The sequence below is a fragment of the Paenibacillus sp. LPE1-1-1.1 genome, from assembly GCF_040676435.1.
Classification (GTDB): Bacteria; Bacillota; Bacilli; order Paenibacillales; family Paenibacillaceae; genus Pristimantibacillus.
Window position 1 is genome coordinate 1,641,151 of sequence record NZ_JBEGHY010000001.1, and the last position, 14,259, is coordinate 1,655,409.

Below are 14,259 nucleotides of genomic sequence, written 5' to 3' on the forward strand. Positions count from 1 at the left end.
TATTTTGAACGCTAGCTTACGCGCTCTCTTCTTTTTTCTTGCTCTTCTTAGCAGTCAGCTCAGGCATGATTTTCTCTTGAACCGTTTGCTCCGTAATCAGACAAGTACTTAGATCATCGCGTGATGGCACCTCGTACATGACTTCAAGCATAATGCTTTCGATGATCGCGCGTAAGCCGCGGGCGCCGGTGTTGCGCTTAATCGCTTCTTTCGCAATGGCATCGAGTGCAGCCGGTTCGAAATCAAGCTTCACGTTGTCCATTTCAAGCAGCTTTTGATACTGCTTCACAAGCGCGTTCTTCGGTTCGGACAAAATCCGAACAAGTGCCGGCTCATCAAGCGGCTCAAGCGTCGAGATAATAGGCAAACGTCCGACAAACTCCGGAATGAGTCCGAATTTCAGCAAATCCTCCGGCAATACCATCGTGAGGTATTCGCCAGCTTTCAGATCCTTCTGCAATTCGCCTGTGGAGCTAAAGCCGATGACCTTCTTACCGATACGACGTTTGATCAAAGACTCCAGCCCGTCGAACGCGCCGCCGCAAATGAACAAAATGTTCGTTGTATCGATTTGGATAAACTCTTGGTGAGGATGCTTGCGTCCGCCTTGCGGTGGAACGGAAGCCACAGTGCCCTCCAATATTTTCAGAAGCGCTTGTTGAACGCCCTCGCCTGATACATCGCGCGTAATAGACGGGTTTTCCGATTTGCGGGCTACTTTATCGATTTCATCGATATAGATAATGCCGCGCTCTGCTTTTTCCACATCGTAGTCAGCAGCTTGAATGAGCTTGAGCAAGATATTCTCAACGTCCTCACCGACATAACCTGCTTCTGTAAGCGAGGTTGCATCCGCAATTGCGAAAGGAACATTCAAAATCTTTGCCATCGTTTGCGCAAGCAGGGTTTTGCCTGATCCTGTAGGACCTAACAGCAAAATATTACTTTTTTGCAGTTCGACGTCTTCGATTTTGCTTCCGGAATTAATCCGTTTGTAATGGTTATATACCGCTACAGACAGCGATTTTTTCGCGAATTCTTGACCGATGACATAAGAATCCAGGATGGCCCGGATATCTTTCGGTTTCGGAATATCCTTAAGATCAAGCTCTTCCTCATTGCCGAGTTCTTCCTCAACAATTTCAGTGCACAGCTCAATACATTCATCGCATATATAGACGCCGGGACCGGCAACCAATTTACGTACTTGATCCTGCGATTTGCCGCAGAACGAACACTTTAACTGGCCTTTTTCGTCGTTGAATTTAAACATGTAATCACCCCTTCGATTAAATCGTCGATACCGGTGCTGTAATCACCTTGTCAATCAAACCGTAGGCAAGAGCCTCTTCCGCGCTCATGAAATTGTCACGGTCGGTATCGCGGTCGATTTTGTCATAAGGCTGTCCGGTGCGATCTACGTAAATTTGGTTTAGCTTTTGTTTCGTTTTCAAAATCCAATCCGCATGGATCTTGATATCGGATGCCTGGCCGCGTACGCCGCCGAGCGGTTGATGGATCATAACCTCTGCGTTAGGAAGCGCAAAACGCTTGCCCTTCGCGCCCGCTGTCAAGAGAAGCGAGCCCATGCTTGCTGCCATGCCCATGCAAATCGTGGACACCTCAGGCTTAATATATTGCATCGTATCAAAAATACCCATTCCCGCAGTCACGGAGCCGCCGGGAGAGTTAATGTACAGATGTATGTCTTTCTCTGGGTCGTCGGCCGCCAGAAACAGCAGCTGTGCAATGATGGAGTTTGCAACGTCATCATCGATTGCGCTCCCAAGGAAAATAATGCGGTCCTTCAGTAGACGGGAGTAGATATCGTAAGAACGCTCCCCGCGATTCGTTTGTTCGACTACGATAGGTACTAGATTCATGCGACCAACCTCTTTTCGTTTATGACTTTGGTTACTTACTTATTGTAACACGTCATCGTATTGATGTCATTTTTCCAATAATACATTATACGGCGACGGCCGTTCGATATGTACGGAGATTAGCCTCCAAAACAAGCACAATTTCATATGTAGGGTCAAAATAAGGCACGTACCAATGACGTGCCTTATCCTGGGTCTTGCTATTATTAAATTTTTTCTTATGTGGCTTATTAAACAGTTTTGCTGTTATCAAGCAAGAACTTAATTGTTTTACGAAGTGCAATATCTTCTTGCAGGCTGTTAAGGTTACCGTTTTTCGTGAAAATTTCACGAAGCTCCTCGGAAGGACGGTTGTACGATTTGGACAGCTTCTCAAGCTCTTCGTTCAGATCCTCGTCATTCGCGGCAATACCTTCAGCTTTTGCAATGGCATCAAGCACAAGGTTGTTAAGAACGCGTTTTTGAGCGTCTGTACGCATTTGCTCGCGAAGAACCGTTTCGTTTTGGCCGGAGAACTGGAAGTATAGATCCATGTTCATGCCTTGCATTTTTAGGCGGTTCTCAAAATCCTTGATCATGTAGTCCGTTTCGGAAACGATCATCGGCTCAGGAATTTCAACGTCTGCCGCTGCAGTAGCTTTGTCCACAACCGCGATTTCGCGAGCTTGCTCGCCCTCTTGGTTTTTGCGCTCTTGCAATTTGGCTACAAGATCCTGCTTGTACTCTTCAAGAGTATCGAATTCGCTAACGTCTTTTGCAAACTCATCATCAAGAGCTGGCAGGTTTTTGCGTTTGATTTCATGCAGCTTCACTTTGAATACAGCAGGTTTGCCTGCAAGGTGCTCAGCGTGGTAGCTCTCAGGGAACGTTACTTCGATGTCCTTGAAATCGCCGATTTGCATGCCGGCTACTTGCTCTTCAAAGCCTGGGATAAAGGAGTTGGAACCAAGCTCCAGCGAATAACGCTCGCTTGCTCCGCCTTCGAATGGTTCGCCGTCTACATAGCCGTCGAAATCGATAACAGTGATGTCGCCGTTTTGCGCAGCGCCTTCTTCAACTACGGAAAGCTCAGCATGACGCTGTTGCAAACGCTCAAGTTCAGCTGCGATTTCCTCTTCCGTAACTTCTGCTACAACGGATTCAACTTCCAAGCCTTTGTATTCGCCAAGCGTAACTTCCGGCTTAACGATAACTTTTGCTTTGAATTTGAATGTTTCGCCTTTTGAGAATTGCTCAACATCGATCTCAGGACGGTCAACCGGCTCAAGATTGTGCTCGTTAACAGCTTCGGTATAAGCGTCAGGCAGCAGAATGTCAATTGCATCCTGGTACAGGCTCTCGATACCAAAACGGGATTCGAAAATGCCGCGCGGCACTTTACCTTTACGGAATCCAGGTACGTTTACTTTTTGAACGACTTTCTTAAATGCTTGATCAAGAGCATCAGCGACTTTCTCCGCCCCTACCTCCACGTCGATCGACACGATGTTCTTGTCTATTTTTTCCCAAGTTGCTTTCATTTTATGCCTTCCCCTCCGAAAATGCTCATGCATCAGTAGTATTCACGTTTCATAAACCATTCTATTATAAACAAGCTGGGCCAGATTATCAAGACTCTGGATCGTCTTCTCTGGATTGCTGCAGGACAGCAACCTGCCTCAACGCCTTGCATGCTTGCTCATAACGGAATCTTAAACCTTCGGTAATGCCGTATGTATCACGAATATCGTCATCGTTCGCCGAGCCGTAAACGGTAAGAAGCAGCGTTAAATGTAGCGCAGCCGCAAAATAATCGACCGTATCTTCGTCTTCTCTCAGCATCCAATGATAAGCAGCCGTCCCATACAAAAACTGTAAACTTTCTTTCCATAACTCTCTTGCAAAATGCGGCAATGTTGGATCATCGACCTCCGCCACCTGCTCCGTTCGCTCTAAAATCCGAATAACCGGAGTCGGAAATTCATCCATGGATAGAGGCGTATCTTCCAGCTCGAGTTCAGCGGTTTCCCCTAACCTCTCCAGTGTAATCGTTCCGGAAGCGCCCCGTTTGCGCAGGCATTGCAGGGCCTTGAACTGCACGACTGGATGAACCTGCTGGGTAACCAGCCAATTCTTGATGGTCTCGTCCAAATCCGGAGATTGAATATAGGCGGCGCGTTCAAGAGCCAGTATTTGCTGGTCGATCATCGGATGGTTCTGCATGATGTAGAGCACTTGGTTCACGTAAGCCTCATCCTGGTCAGGAGGATTAAGAAGCTGCTCGCGCAAGGTCGCCTCGTCCTCTTCCTTATCCTGATTAGCCATGATGAATCCAGCGCCGTCACCGTTTCCATCCTCAGGGAAAGCCATGTCGAGCCATGTCAGAAGGCTGTCCCATTCTTCGTAATGGCGAGCATCCTCACCCTGGCATTGCAGCAAAAAGCGCAGCAACTCCTTGGCCTCCCCATATTGCTCCGCTTCTAGCATACGGGTTAACTGTACCTGATAATGGTCCAGCATGCTAGGGAACAAATAAACGTTGTCCTTGTTGTCGCCTTGTGTGTCATTGGGAGTTGTAATGATAACACCGCCTTATGGTCACGCCGTTTGTTCATACTTACAATCTTGCGTTCGATTATACCATGTACAGTCAAAAGAAAAAACTAATGTCGTTTACTGGCCGTTTTAAAATGTTTTTTTATTGTTTTTTATAGAAAAAGAAGATAATTTCGAAATTAGGCTTGCAATAAAATATTCGCATGTGCTATATTATTTCTTGTGTCCCGGTAGCTCAGCTGGATAGAGCAACGCCCTTCTAAGGCGTCGGTCGGGAGTTCGAATCTCTTCCGGGACGCCATTAAATCGAAACAAGCATTTTTTTACATAAACCCGCTAAGCCCTTGATTTAAAGGGATCTAGCGGGTTTTTCTCTTTAACCCGGTTATAATGCTTTTATCCGATGAATATTTCCATCTTTAGGAGCAAAAAGAGCCTATCCCGCGATAGGCTCTTTCTTCTTAATATTGATCATAAAAATCAACGACGTCTTCGGGACGATAGTGTGAAATATCGCCATGCTCCCCTGCTGCCTCTATAACCTCCACATGCCCGCCGATCTCATTTATTTTCTTTTGAAATGCTTCCGTATGGTACCGGTGCTCAATTACCGTATCCGCCGAAGCGGAGTAATTTATGTTGCAATTTCTTTGCTTCTTTGTATCACGGCATCATTCGGCGGACCGGAATCATTAAGGGTTTTTACGTCTTTGATTTCATTTGCCCGTAATACAAATGATTTTATGCCGGAATTGCTGTCGATTTCCGGTATGAAAATTCTCCCGTCAAAATAGCTCATGTAATAGGGTGTCCCCTTGAATCCGATGACGTCATAGATATTTTCTGCCTTATTAAAATCCGACAAGTCTTTTAATCTTACGATTTTCTTAGGATAAACGGTTATGTAATAAAAATCGCCCAGCTTCTTTATATCATTCATGGCGGCGTATTCATCCGGAACACGGTACTGCTTTATAACTTCGAAGCTGTCGTCTTTGTAATTCACGACTGAAACTTTTCCAGGACCGCTGACGAAGTACATCTCTCCGTTGATAATCGAAAATGAACGCGTATATGTATTTTCTTGGAAATCTAACTTCAACTTCCGCTCGACCGATATGACTCCCTTATCGTTTTTCAATACATACATTGTCTGGGAATTAGCAGACAACGTATAAAACTTCATATTGGACGGGTCATAGATTGTCCGATGCGGGCGAATTGCAATGCCGTCTATTATCTGCGTCTTTTTAAAACCTTTTGGCGTTAACGTATAAACAAACAGGCGATTTCTTCCCGTATCCTCGGCAATAAAAGTAGTTCCGTTACCGGCAATGGAATGCGGGCCCGCGATGTCGTCGTCTAACGTTTTCCATTTTGATATCGGTTCGTTCATATTACGGCTGTAGATGATTCTGTGGTTCCAGCAATCCACGATAAAATAAATGCCCGATATCTTTGTAATAAAAGTAGGCGTGTACAGCCTGCTTGAGTACTGGGCCTCCTCGGCATAAGCCTTGCTCGAGGACAGCAAAAACAATGCGGCGATTACAATGGTACCCAGCCGATAAATACTTTTTTTAATATACAGCAGCGATCTCACCTCTGGTAATGGTTAAAATGAATTATTTCATAGTCTCAATTACCTATATTAGCATGTTTTCGATCACAGGTATGCGATTTGGCCTAGTTTCTTTCAGTTTGCTTCACCGCCGCCCCTTTAGCTGCCAGCAGCCTGCGATAAACGTAGGCAGCGCCTGCAATGATTATGGCTCCAAGCAGGACAGGCGCAATTAGAAACGGCCAACCCGCTCCGCTCAGCATGACGACGAGCGGATCTGCGCCCGCCGGCGGATGAACGGTACGCGTCCACTGCATCAGCAGAATGGAAAAACCGACGGAAAGCGCGATTGACCAATGATGCGTCCCGAATAGTTCAAGCATGGCAAGCCCTACGCCCGCGCTTATCATATGTCCGCCAATGATGCTTCTAGGTTTTGCGAGCGGGCTCTCCGGCAGCACGAAAGCAATGACGCAGCTTGCTCCGAACGGGGCCATTAACAGCGATATCGATGCAGCGTCGCCTACCAGCAGCAAAAGTGCTATCGCCATTGTCCCGCCAATGGCTGCCGCAAGCGGCTTCAGATTCTTTATATTCCCCATAGACAATACCTCGTTTCCCTTAATGTGATCTCATGCTAACATAGAGGTATCCATTTGAATATTGAATGTTTGCAATGATATGTATTTCAATATCCGATACCAGAGAGGTGAAACTAGTTGCTGGAGTCTTGGGAAGGAAGATTTTTTATTACGTTTACCGCCGTGTTGGAAGAAAAGAGCTTCAGCCGGGCAGCGGACCGGTTAGGCTACGTTCAATCGACCGTAACCTCACATATCCGTCATCTAGAAACAACAAGCGGGAAAAAGCTGTTTCACCGGTTGCCGCGCGGCGTCGAACCCACGGAAGCAGGGATGCAGCTTGCCCCGTTTGCCTACCAATTCATCAGCCTCGGGCAATCGCTTCAGGATGCGCTGGCAGACACGGATTCGCCTTCGGGCATCGTAAGGATAGGAGCCTTAGAGTCGTTTGCCGTATCGCATCTTCCTCATTTCCTAAACGGCTTTCTCAAACGGTTCACAAAGGTCAAGCTCCACATGGCACCAGGGCTTCATAACGATATCACCGACCTGGTCGCGAATCACCGGGCTGATCTAGGAATCGTGCCGAAGCCGCCTGAGCGCGATGACCTTTTATTCAGCCCCTTAGTCGAAGAAAAGCTGGTGCTGGTCTGTGCTCCCGCCTTGAAAGAAGGTTTTGAGCAGCAGGGCTGGCGTTCATTAGACGATTCCGCGTTCATCAGCTTTGGCGATCAGTGCATTTACCATGTCAAAGGCCGCGATCTGCTGCGGAATATGGAGATTGGAATCGCCGAGCAGCTGTCCTTCCCAAGCACCGAGCTGATCAAGCAAACCGTAAGCTGCGGGATGGGCATCGCTTTTTTGCCCGAATCGAACGTCGAGTCGGAAGTAGCCGCAGGCAAGCTGCTGCCCCTGCCTCTTGCGCATGAGATGACGTTCATACACGGCATGATTACGCATAAATCACGTGAATTGAACACTGCTGCAAAAGCTTTCCGCCAACAGCTTACGGCCTATTTTGAATCCGTATAGCCGAAATCTTGCTCTGTTCCCGTTTGGAGCACAAAAAAGGGCTGCTCCTTGAGATGTGTCTGACACCTCTTGGAACAGCCCTCTTGCATGGCCATCTATATGATTGCCGGGTTACACCGGCATTGTCGCCTGCTTCTCTTGCACGAATTCGTATAATTGCTCCGACTTCTCTTCCGTAAGCTCACCGCTATTATCAAATATCAAAATCGAGGAGCCGGGAATGTCCCAGTTGATCTGAGGCACGAATTCAACGCGCTTCTCAAAATCGCCCCAGTTATCCAGCTTCCATTGATCGCGTTCCGTTTGACGGCCGACGATACGGTTTTTTTGAAGCTCGAAGTCCTGCAGCGTGACGACAACGACTTTGATGTCAACCGCATGCATCGACAAACCGGCTGCGCCGACAACCTCTTCAATCCACCGCTTATTTTTCAACTCTGCCGTGAATGGCGAAATCATAAACACGTTTTGTCCTGCTGCCAGATTTTCAATACATACGTCCTTCGCCGTATCGTACTCCAAATCACGCAAATGTTTTTTATAATATTCAGAATCCCGGTCTCTCTTGTCCAGCCCGTTCAGCTCCAAGATAGTCTCTACAAATCTGCCGCCAATCGTATCGCGGTCAAGAAATGCAGCGGGGATACGTTCTGATAGCTTCCTAGCTACGGTTGTTTTGCCTGTGCCTGCTACTCCGACGAAAAAAACTAACTTTTGCAAAAAAATGAACCTCCACTATTTTTTGTAGAAGTATATCATTTTTTTTTTCGATTTAATAGAAGAGAATAGGACTTATCCTATTCGCCGCTCCAACGCGTACAAGCAAAAGGGGCAAACTGCTATCAGGCGGCTGCTGCCCCTCTTCTATGTCTAAAGCAGCTGCATCGACTCGATATGCCGCTTTGTCGTGTCCGTGCCATACTCGTAAAGCTGTTTGTAGATTCGTTGGATGAGCTCGTCGTAGCCTGCATTCATTTCGGCGTTGCTCGCCGTTCCGTAAGGATGGTGGGTAAAATGAAACATTTCGGCCTCATCCATGCTGGACAGCTCGTCAAACATCTCCCTCAGCTTGATATGCTCCTGCTCATTCATGCTTATTTCAAGCTCATAGGCCGCAGCCTGCGGATCCTCTAATATTTGCCCTGCCTGGACGGATACGTAATATCGTTTGCGATCCTCCCCGCCAGCTTCCCTATCCACCATAAATCGCTTGCTCCTTCCTGGTCTTTAACTTTTTACAGACATCCCTAGCATCCCCCGTCGGACAGACATTTTATCCCTTTTTTCTGCATATAACGGTATTATCGCTACTTTGAGACCAGCAAAAGAGAGGAATGAGACCGATGTGTGGAATTACGGGCTGGATCGACTGGAACCGTGATCTGACTAAGCAAAGCGAAAGCTTAGAGAAGATGACTGACACCCTGGCACCGCGCGGTCCCGACGCTTCCGGTACGTGGATATCAGCGCATTGCGCTTTAGGCCATCGACGTTTATCCGTCATTGACCCTGAAAACGGAGCACAGCCGATGATACGCCATACCGGCGATGACAAATACGTTGTTGTCTATAACGGGGAATTGTATAACGCGCCGGAGCTCCGCAAGGAGCTGGAAAGCAAAGGCAGAGCTTTCACGACAAATTGCGACACGGAAGTGCTGCTGGTCGCTTTTATGGAATGGGGCAAGGCCTGCGTGGAGCGGTTTAACGGAATATTCGCGTTTGCGATATGGAACGTGGCCGAGCAGGAGCTGTTCCTTGCGCGTGACCGGCTTGGCGTGAAGCCATTATTTTATAGCGAGCAGGACGGCTTGTTTATTTTTGGATCGGAGCAAAAATGTATATTGGCGCATCCAGCCGTGAAGCCGGAGGTCGGCGCAGAAGGACTAGCGGAAATCTTCATTCTCGGTCCCGCGCGCACGCCAGGCCATGGCGTATACAAACAAATCAGCGAGCTTCGGCCCGGTCGCTGCATGACGGTCAACCACTCGGGCGTCAAGACCGTGACGTACTGGCAGCTGGAAAGCCGCCCGCATGGGCAAAACGTCGAAGAAACCGCTGAACATGTCCGCGAGCTGCTCAAGGATACCGTTGAACGCCAGCTTGTATCTGACGTTCCCGTATGCACCCTTTTGTCCGGGGGACTCGATTCCAGCGCGCTAACAACCCTTGCGGTCAACTATTACAATGAAAACGGGCAAGGAAACGTCCATACCTATTCCGTCGATTACATCGATAACGACAAGCATTTTCAAGCGCATGCCTTCCAGCCGAACAGCGATGCGCCATGGATCGAAAGAATGACCACGCACCTAGGTACCATTCATCATCCGATCCAGTTCGATACGCCTGAGCTTGCCGGCGCCTTGAAAGCAGCTACCTTCGCGCGCGATCTCCCCGGCATGGCCGATGTTGATGCCTCGCTGCTGCTGTTCTGCCATGAAATCAAGAAAGATGCCACGGTCGCAATTTCCGGCGAGGCTGCCGACGAAATCTTTGGCGGTTATCCATGGTTCCACCGCGAAGAGGCGCTAAGCGCAAATACATTCCCTTGGTCGCTGGCTTCGGCCATGCGCGCTGATCTGCTTGCCCCTGACGTGGCGGCTTGGATCAAGCCTCTTGATTACATCGGAGACCGTTACGCGCAGGCGGTTAACGAGGTGCCTCATCTGGACGGCGAAAGCGAGCAGCTCCGCAAAATGCGTCAAATGTCTTACTTGAATATTACCCGCTTCATGCCGACGCTGCTGGACCGTAAGGACCGCATGAGCATGGCAGCCGGTTTAGAGGTACGCGTTCCTTTCTGCGATCACCGGCTGGTCGAATACGTCTGGAATATCCCATGGGAAATCAAGACCTCAGGCGACAGGGAAAAAGGCATCTTGCGCAAAGCGCTGCGCGGCGTTCTCCCGGAAGACGTCCTAACCCGCAAAAAGAGTCCCTACCCTAAAACGCATAATCCGAATTATTTGGCCGCGGTCAAAGGACTGCTGCTGGACGTGCTGAACGATCCCAGCTCCCCTCTGCTTCCGTTAATCAACGTGAATAAGGTCAGGGAACTCGCAGAATCGGATTCCGCGAAATCCAATATTCCGTGGTTCGGCCAGCTTATGTCCGGCCCGCAGCTGTTCGCCTACTTATATCAAGTGAATTTGTGGCTGAAGCAGTATAAAGTCGTTATTGGCTAATATGAAATAAAATAAAGCAACCCCATCTGCATGAGGCCGATCGACCGGCAAAATGCGGATGGGGTTGCTTTATGCTTTCACCGGCTTACGCTTGCTCAAGCAGCGGAAGCAGCTTTCTAAGCGCTTCACCGCGATGGCTGATCTGCTGCTTCTCTTCCTTTGTCAGCTCGGCCATCCCCCGGTTCAAGCTTGGCAGCCAAAACAACGGGTCATAGCCGAACCCGCCGGTACCATGCGGATTTTCCGTAATAACGCCGTCCACCGAGCCTTCCGCCTCAACGAATAAGCCGGTTGCAGGATCATATAACGCCAACGCGCACACGAATTGCGCCTTGCTCAGCAGCAGCGAGCCGTCAGTCAGCCGGCCCAACTCCTCCAACTTCTGATTCTCATGCATGCGCTTAAGCTCGCGAATCAGTTTTGCATTATTTGCTTCGTCCGTCGCGTCCTCGCCTGCATAACGCGCGGAGTAGACGCCCGGCTCTCCGCCAAGCGCAGCAACGCGCAGCCCCGAATCATCGGCGAGTACGGGGACGCCAAGCGCGTCACCCGTCGTTTTTGCTTTAATGCGTGCATTTGCCGCAAAGGTCTCGCCATCCTCGACGATGTTTGGAATTTGCGGATAATCCAACAGACTCGCGGTTTCTTTGCCTAGCTTTTGGAGCGCATGCGCAAACTCCTTCACTTTGCCGGCATTTTTGGTAGCCACGACGATAATCTCATGAGAGAGCACGGAATGCTTTGTCACGGATGTTAACCTCCAATGCGGGCTGCCAAAGGCCCGAGCACATCGCGCTGCTTGCTGATCAGCTCCGAGATGCCCTCTTCTCCCAGCGCAAGCAGTTGATTAAGCTCATCCCGTGAAAACGGCGCATCCTCGCCCGTTCCCTGCACCTCGACGAACTTTCCGTTTCCGGTCATAACGACATTCATATCGACCTTTGCCTTCGAGTCCTCTTCGTAATTCAGATCCAGCAGCGCTTTCTCCTGAATGACGCCTACGCTTACCGAGGCTAGAAAATCAGTAATGGGGTATTTCGCGAAAGTGACCTTCTCCGAGATTTTGTTGATGGCAATGGAAAGCGCGATGAAAGCGCCCGTAATCGATGTCGTGCGCGTGCCTCCATCCGCTTGAATGACGTCGCAATCAAGCGTAATCGTCCGCTCGCCGAGCGCTTGCAGATCGACGACCGAGCGCAAAGCGCGCCCAATAAGCCGCTGTATTTCCATCGTCCGGCCGGTCAGCTTGCCCTTGGCCGCTTCGCGGATGTTGCGCGAATGCGTTGCCCGCGGAAGCATGGCATACTCAGCGGTGATCCAGCCTTTGCCCTGCCCCTTCATAAAGGGAGGAACTCTGTCTTCCACGCTAGCGGTGCAGATTACCTTCGTCTCCCCAACCTCGATCAGGACTGAACCCTCTGCGTATTTGTTGACACCTGTCGTTATGGTTACCGGCCGAAGCTGGTTCGGTTGCCGACCGTCGTTTCTCATGCTAATTTCCTCCTGAGCACTGCTTCATATTATTTAGAAAACAATTTGATCCATTCTACAATCTTTCCTATTTTAACAAAGTAGCCTGTGAATTGCATCCGCAGCGCCCGAAAAAGAAAACACTGCTGCTGCAGGCCGTTTAACTCACAGTCGCCCATACCCGCGCGAAGCACAAAAGAGGCTGTTCATCAGCATTCGCTTTTGAACAGCCTCTTTATTCGGGTTTATGTCATTTCATTAAGATTTGATGGCATTGACGTGATGCGGACGGCCAACCGGCTCGCTATAGGATTGGTTCGCCTCGTCGACTACATTCGCTTCCCCGTTCAATTTGATTTGAACGGTCGATGCGCCCGTATTTTCCGTCACGGACAAAACAAGCGCCTGCAGCATCTCAGTCGGAAGCTTCTGCCCTTCCTGATAAGCCTCGTCCTGCAAATCTACCGTCACAACATCGCCTTCCTGCACGATGTTCTTCACTTGCACATCCGGGAGAATAACGCTGGTCAGCTCTTTTTTGTTAAGCGGACCCGAGATAAGCTGTTCAAGCGCCGCTTGCGCTGGAGAGGACGAACGCTCGACAAGTCTTGTTACCGGTACGTAGTACTGCTCGTCATTTAACGTTTGTGCAGAGAAATAAAGAGTAACCGGCGTTGATTGCGCATAATTCACGCCTTCTGCTGCTTCGATATTAATGCCTACCGCGCGTGTCAGCGTTTCATCCAACGGATAACCGTCAACCGGCATTTCCGGCAGCTTGGCGCCTTCGTACCAGATTTCAACGCCTTCAATGCCGGTCATGGCTGTCAGCGTCCAAGTGATGGCCTCAACGATCGTACGCTCGTCCTGCACGTTGTAATCTTTAAACGGCTCCGAGAATTCGACCGTTGCAAGCTTTTGTTCCTTATCGATCTTATAGGATTTAATCTGCGTGCCCTGCGGTATGACCGCGCGGAAATCCTCGGGAAGCAGGTTGGCATACGCACCGTTTTCCACCATCATTTCGAGCGCCTTCTGCCCGGCTTGTTCATTGGCCCCCAGCACCGTTGGTATTGAGATCGGAGCCAAGTAACCGTTGCGGTCTTCAAGGTACACGGTCATTTGATTTTCTTCCCCGACTACGGCCTGTCCGGTTTCGGCTCCTTCTGCCCCATCCTTTACCTCGATCTGAGGCGGATCGATGGATTGGCTTGTCTCCTGCGAGAACAAACCGCATCCTGAAGTAAGAATCGGCAAAACGAGAACCCCTGAAAGAACTGCACCCCTAATCCATCTTTTTTGAATCATATTGACCTTTCCTCCCTAATCGAGTTTTGCCTGACGGCTTTGTACAACTCCTTATTTGTAGTACTATGTATACGAGCCCTTCCCTGTTTTAGACCAGTTTTGTCCATAAAATCCTAAGGGGGAACAAAAACATGTCCAATCCCGAAATTTACACCCTCAATAGCCGCAAAGTGGCTGAGGCTACAGATGAATGGCTCATCAAACGCGGAGTAACGAAAATGGCCATCGCCGAGCTCGTGCATTTTTTGCAAAAGGATTATTTTCCTGACTTGACGCCTGAGGATTGTATTGTTCATGTGAATGCCGTTCTGTCCAAGCGCGAGGTTCAAAATGCCGTTCTGACTGGCATTCAGCTTGATATTCTCGCCGAGGAAGGCAAGCTGATGCCCCCGCTGCAGGATATGATCAAGCATGACGAAAGTCTTTATGGCTGCGACGAAATTTTGGCTCTGTCGATTGTCAACGTCTACGGAAGCATCGGCTTTACGAATTTCGGATACATCGATAAGCTGAAGCCGGGAATTCTGGTGAAGCTGAACGATAAAAGCGACGGGGAAATCCATACGTTTCTGGATGATATCGTCGGGGCGATCGCGGCATCGGCCGCAAGCCGGATCGCTCACCGCAGACAAGCGGAACGGGAAGGCGTTACGCAGCCTCCGCTTGATTAAACGGGGCTTACGAAGCAGGATTTTGCATTC

At 49.3% G+C, this 14,259-nt stretch carries 14 protein-coding genes and 1 tRNA gene; 4 read left to right on the forward strand and 11 right to left on the reverse strand.

The features are described 5' to 3' along the window. Positions 1-16: 16 nt before the first annotated feature. From clpX to MRBLPE1_RS07140, 4 genes are all read right to left on the reverse strand, one after another. Complete coding sequence (clpX, locus tag MRBLPE1_RS07125; RefSeq protein ID WP_076271649.1) at positions 17-1,273, reverse strand: ATP-dependent protease ATP-binding subunit ClpX; 1,257 nt, start codon at positions 1,271-1,273, stop codon at positions 17-19. Positions 1,274-1,289: 16 nt separating this feature from the next. Continuing rightward, positions 1,290-1,883, reverse strand: a complete 594-nt coding sequence (gene clpP / locus MRBLPE1_RS07130; RefSeq protein WP_139991008.1) for an ATP-dependent Clp endopeptidase proteolytic subunit ClpP — start codon at positions 1,881-1,883, stop codon at positions 1,290-1,292. Positions 1,884-2,113: 230 nt separating this feature from the next. Next, positions 2,114-3,403, reverse strand: a complete 1,290-nt coding sequence (tig, locus tag MRBLPE1_RS07135) for a trigger factor (RefSeq protein ID WP_364143338.1) — start codon at positions 3,401-3,403, stop codon at positions 2,114-2,116. A gap of 88 nt (positions 3,404-3,491) precedes the next feature. Next, positions 3,492-4,313 carry a hypothetical protein gene (locus MRBLPE1_RS07140; RefSeq protein ID WP_364143340.1) on the reverse strand — a complete coding sequence of 274 codons (822 nt, stop codon included), beginning with the start codon at positions 4,311-4,313 and terminating at the stop codon, positions 3,492-3,494. A gap of 329 nt (positions 4,314-4,642) precedes the next feature. Here MRBLPE1_RS07140 and MRBLPE1_RS07145 point away from each other — a divergent pair. After that, positions 4,643-4,719 (forward strand) — tRNA-Arg (locus MRBLPE1_RS07145). 333 nt (positions 4,720-5,052) lie between these two features. On the opposite strand, the gene MRBLPE1_RS07150 is transcribed toward MRBLPE1_RS07145, so the two are convergent. Then, complete coding sequence (locus MRBLPE1_RS07150; protein ID WP_364143343.1) at positions 5,053-6,021, reverse strand: hypothetical protein; 969 nt, start codon at positions 6,019-6,021, stop codon at positions 5,053-5,055. A gap of 83 nt (positions 6,022-6,104) precedes the next feature. Continuing rightward, positions 6,105-6,581: an HPP family protein gene (locus MRBLPE1_RS07155; protein ID WP_364143346.1), complete on the reverse strand. Its 477-nt coding sequence runs from the start codon at positions 6,579-6,581 to the stop codon at positions 6,105-6,107. 117 nt (positions 6,582-6,698) lie between these two features. Between MRBLPE1_RS07155 and MRBLPE1_RS07160 the strand changes: the two genes are divergently transcribed. Beyond that, positions 6,699-7,592 (forward strand): LysR family transcriptional regulator, encoded by an 894-nt coding sequence (locus MRBLPE1_RS07160; protein WP_364143348.1) that lies wholly within the window; start codon positions 6,699-6,701, stop codon positions 7,590-7,592. Positions 7,593-7,703: 111 nt separating this feature from the next. Here MRBLPE1_RS07160 and MRBLPE1_RS07165 read toward each other — a convergent pair whose 3' ends face one another. Further along, entirely contained in the window at positions 7,704-8,312 is a 609-nt protein-coding gene (locus MRBLPE1_RS07165; protein ID WP_364143350.1) for an AAA family ATPase, read from the reverse strand. 150 nt (positions 8,313-8,462) lie between these two features. Beyond that, positions 8,463-8,795, reverse strand: a complete 333-nt coding sequence (locus MRBLPE1_RS07170) for a hypothetical protein (RefSeq protein ID WP_364143352.1) — start codon at positions 8,793-8,795, stop codon at positions 8,463-8,465. Between the two features lie 140 nt (positions 8,796-8,935). Between MRBLPE1_RS07170 and asnB the strand changes: the two genes are divergently transcribed. Continuing rightward, positions 8,936-10,780, forward strand: coding sequence for an asparagine synthase (glutamine-hydrolyzing) (gene asnB, locus MRBLPE1_RS07175; protein WP_364143355.1), 1,845 nt, complete (start codon positions 8,936-8,938; stop codon positions 10,778-10,780). An 85-nt stretch (positions 10,781-10,865) separates the two neighbouring features. On the opposite strand, the gene rdgB is transcribed toward asnB, so the two are convergent. From rdgB to MRBLPE1_RS07190, 3 genes are all read right to left on the reverse strand, one after another. Beyond that, positions 10,866-11,528 carry an RdgB/HAM1 family non-canonical purine NTP pyrophosphatase gene (gene rdgB, locus MRBLPE1_RS07180; protein ID WP_364143357.1) on the reverse strand — a complete coding sequence of 221 codons (663 nt, stop codon included), beginning with the start codon at positions 11,526-11,528 and terminating at the stop codon, positions 10,866-10,868. A gap of 5 nt (positions 11,529-11,533) precedes the next feature. Then, complete coding sequence (gene rph, locus MRBLPE1_RS07185; RefSeq protein ID WP_364143360.1) at positions 11,534-12,271, reverse strand: ribonuclease PH; 738 nt, start codon at positions 12,269-12,271, stop codon at positions 11,534-11,536. 237 nt (positions 12,272-12,508) lie between these two features. Then, positions 12,509-13,558: a GerMN domain-containing protein gene (locus MRBLPE1_RS07190; protein ID WP_364143363.1), complete on the reverse strand. Its 1,050-nt coding sequence runs from the start codon at positions 13,556-13,558 to the stop codon at positions 12,509-12,511. Positions 13,559-13,689: 131 nt separating this feature from the next. Between MRBLPE1_RS07190 and MRBLPE1_RS07195 the strand changes: the two genes are divergently transcribed. Beyond that, entirely contained in the window at positions 13,690-14,229 is a 540-nt protein-coding gene (locus tag MRBLPE1_RS07195; protein ID WP_364143366.1) for a phosphatidylglycerophosphatase A family protein, read from the forward strand. Positions 14,230-14,259: the final 30 nt, after the last annotated feature.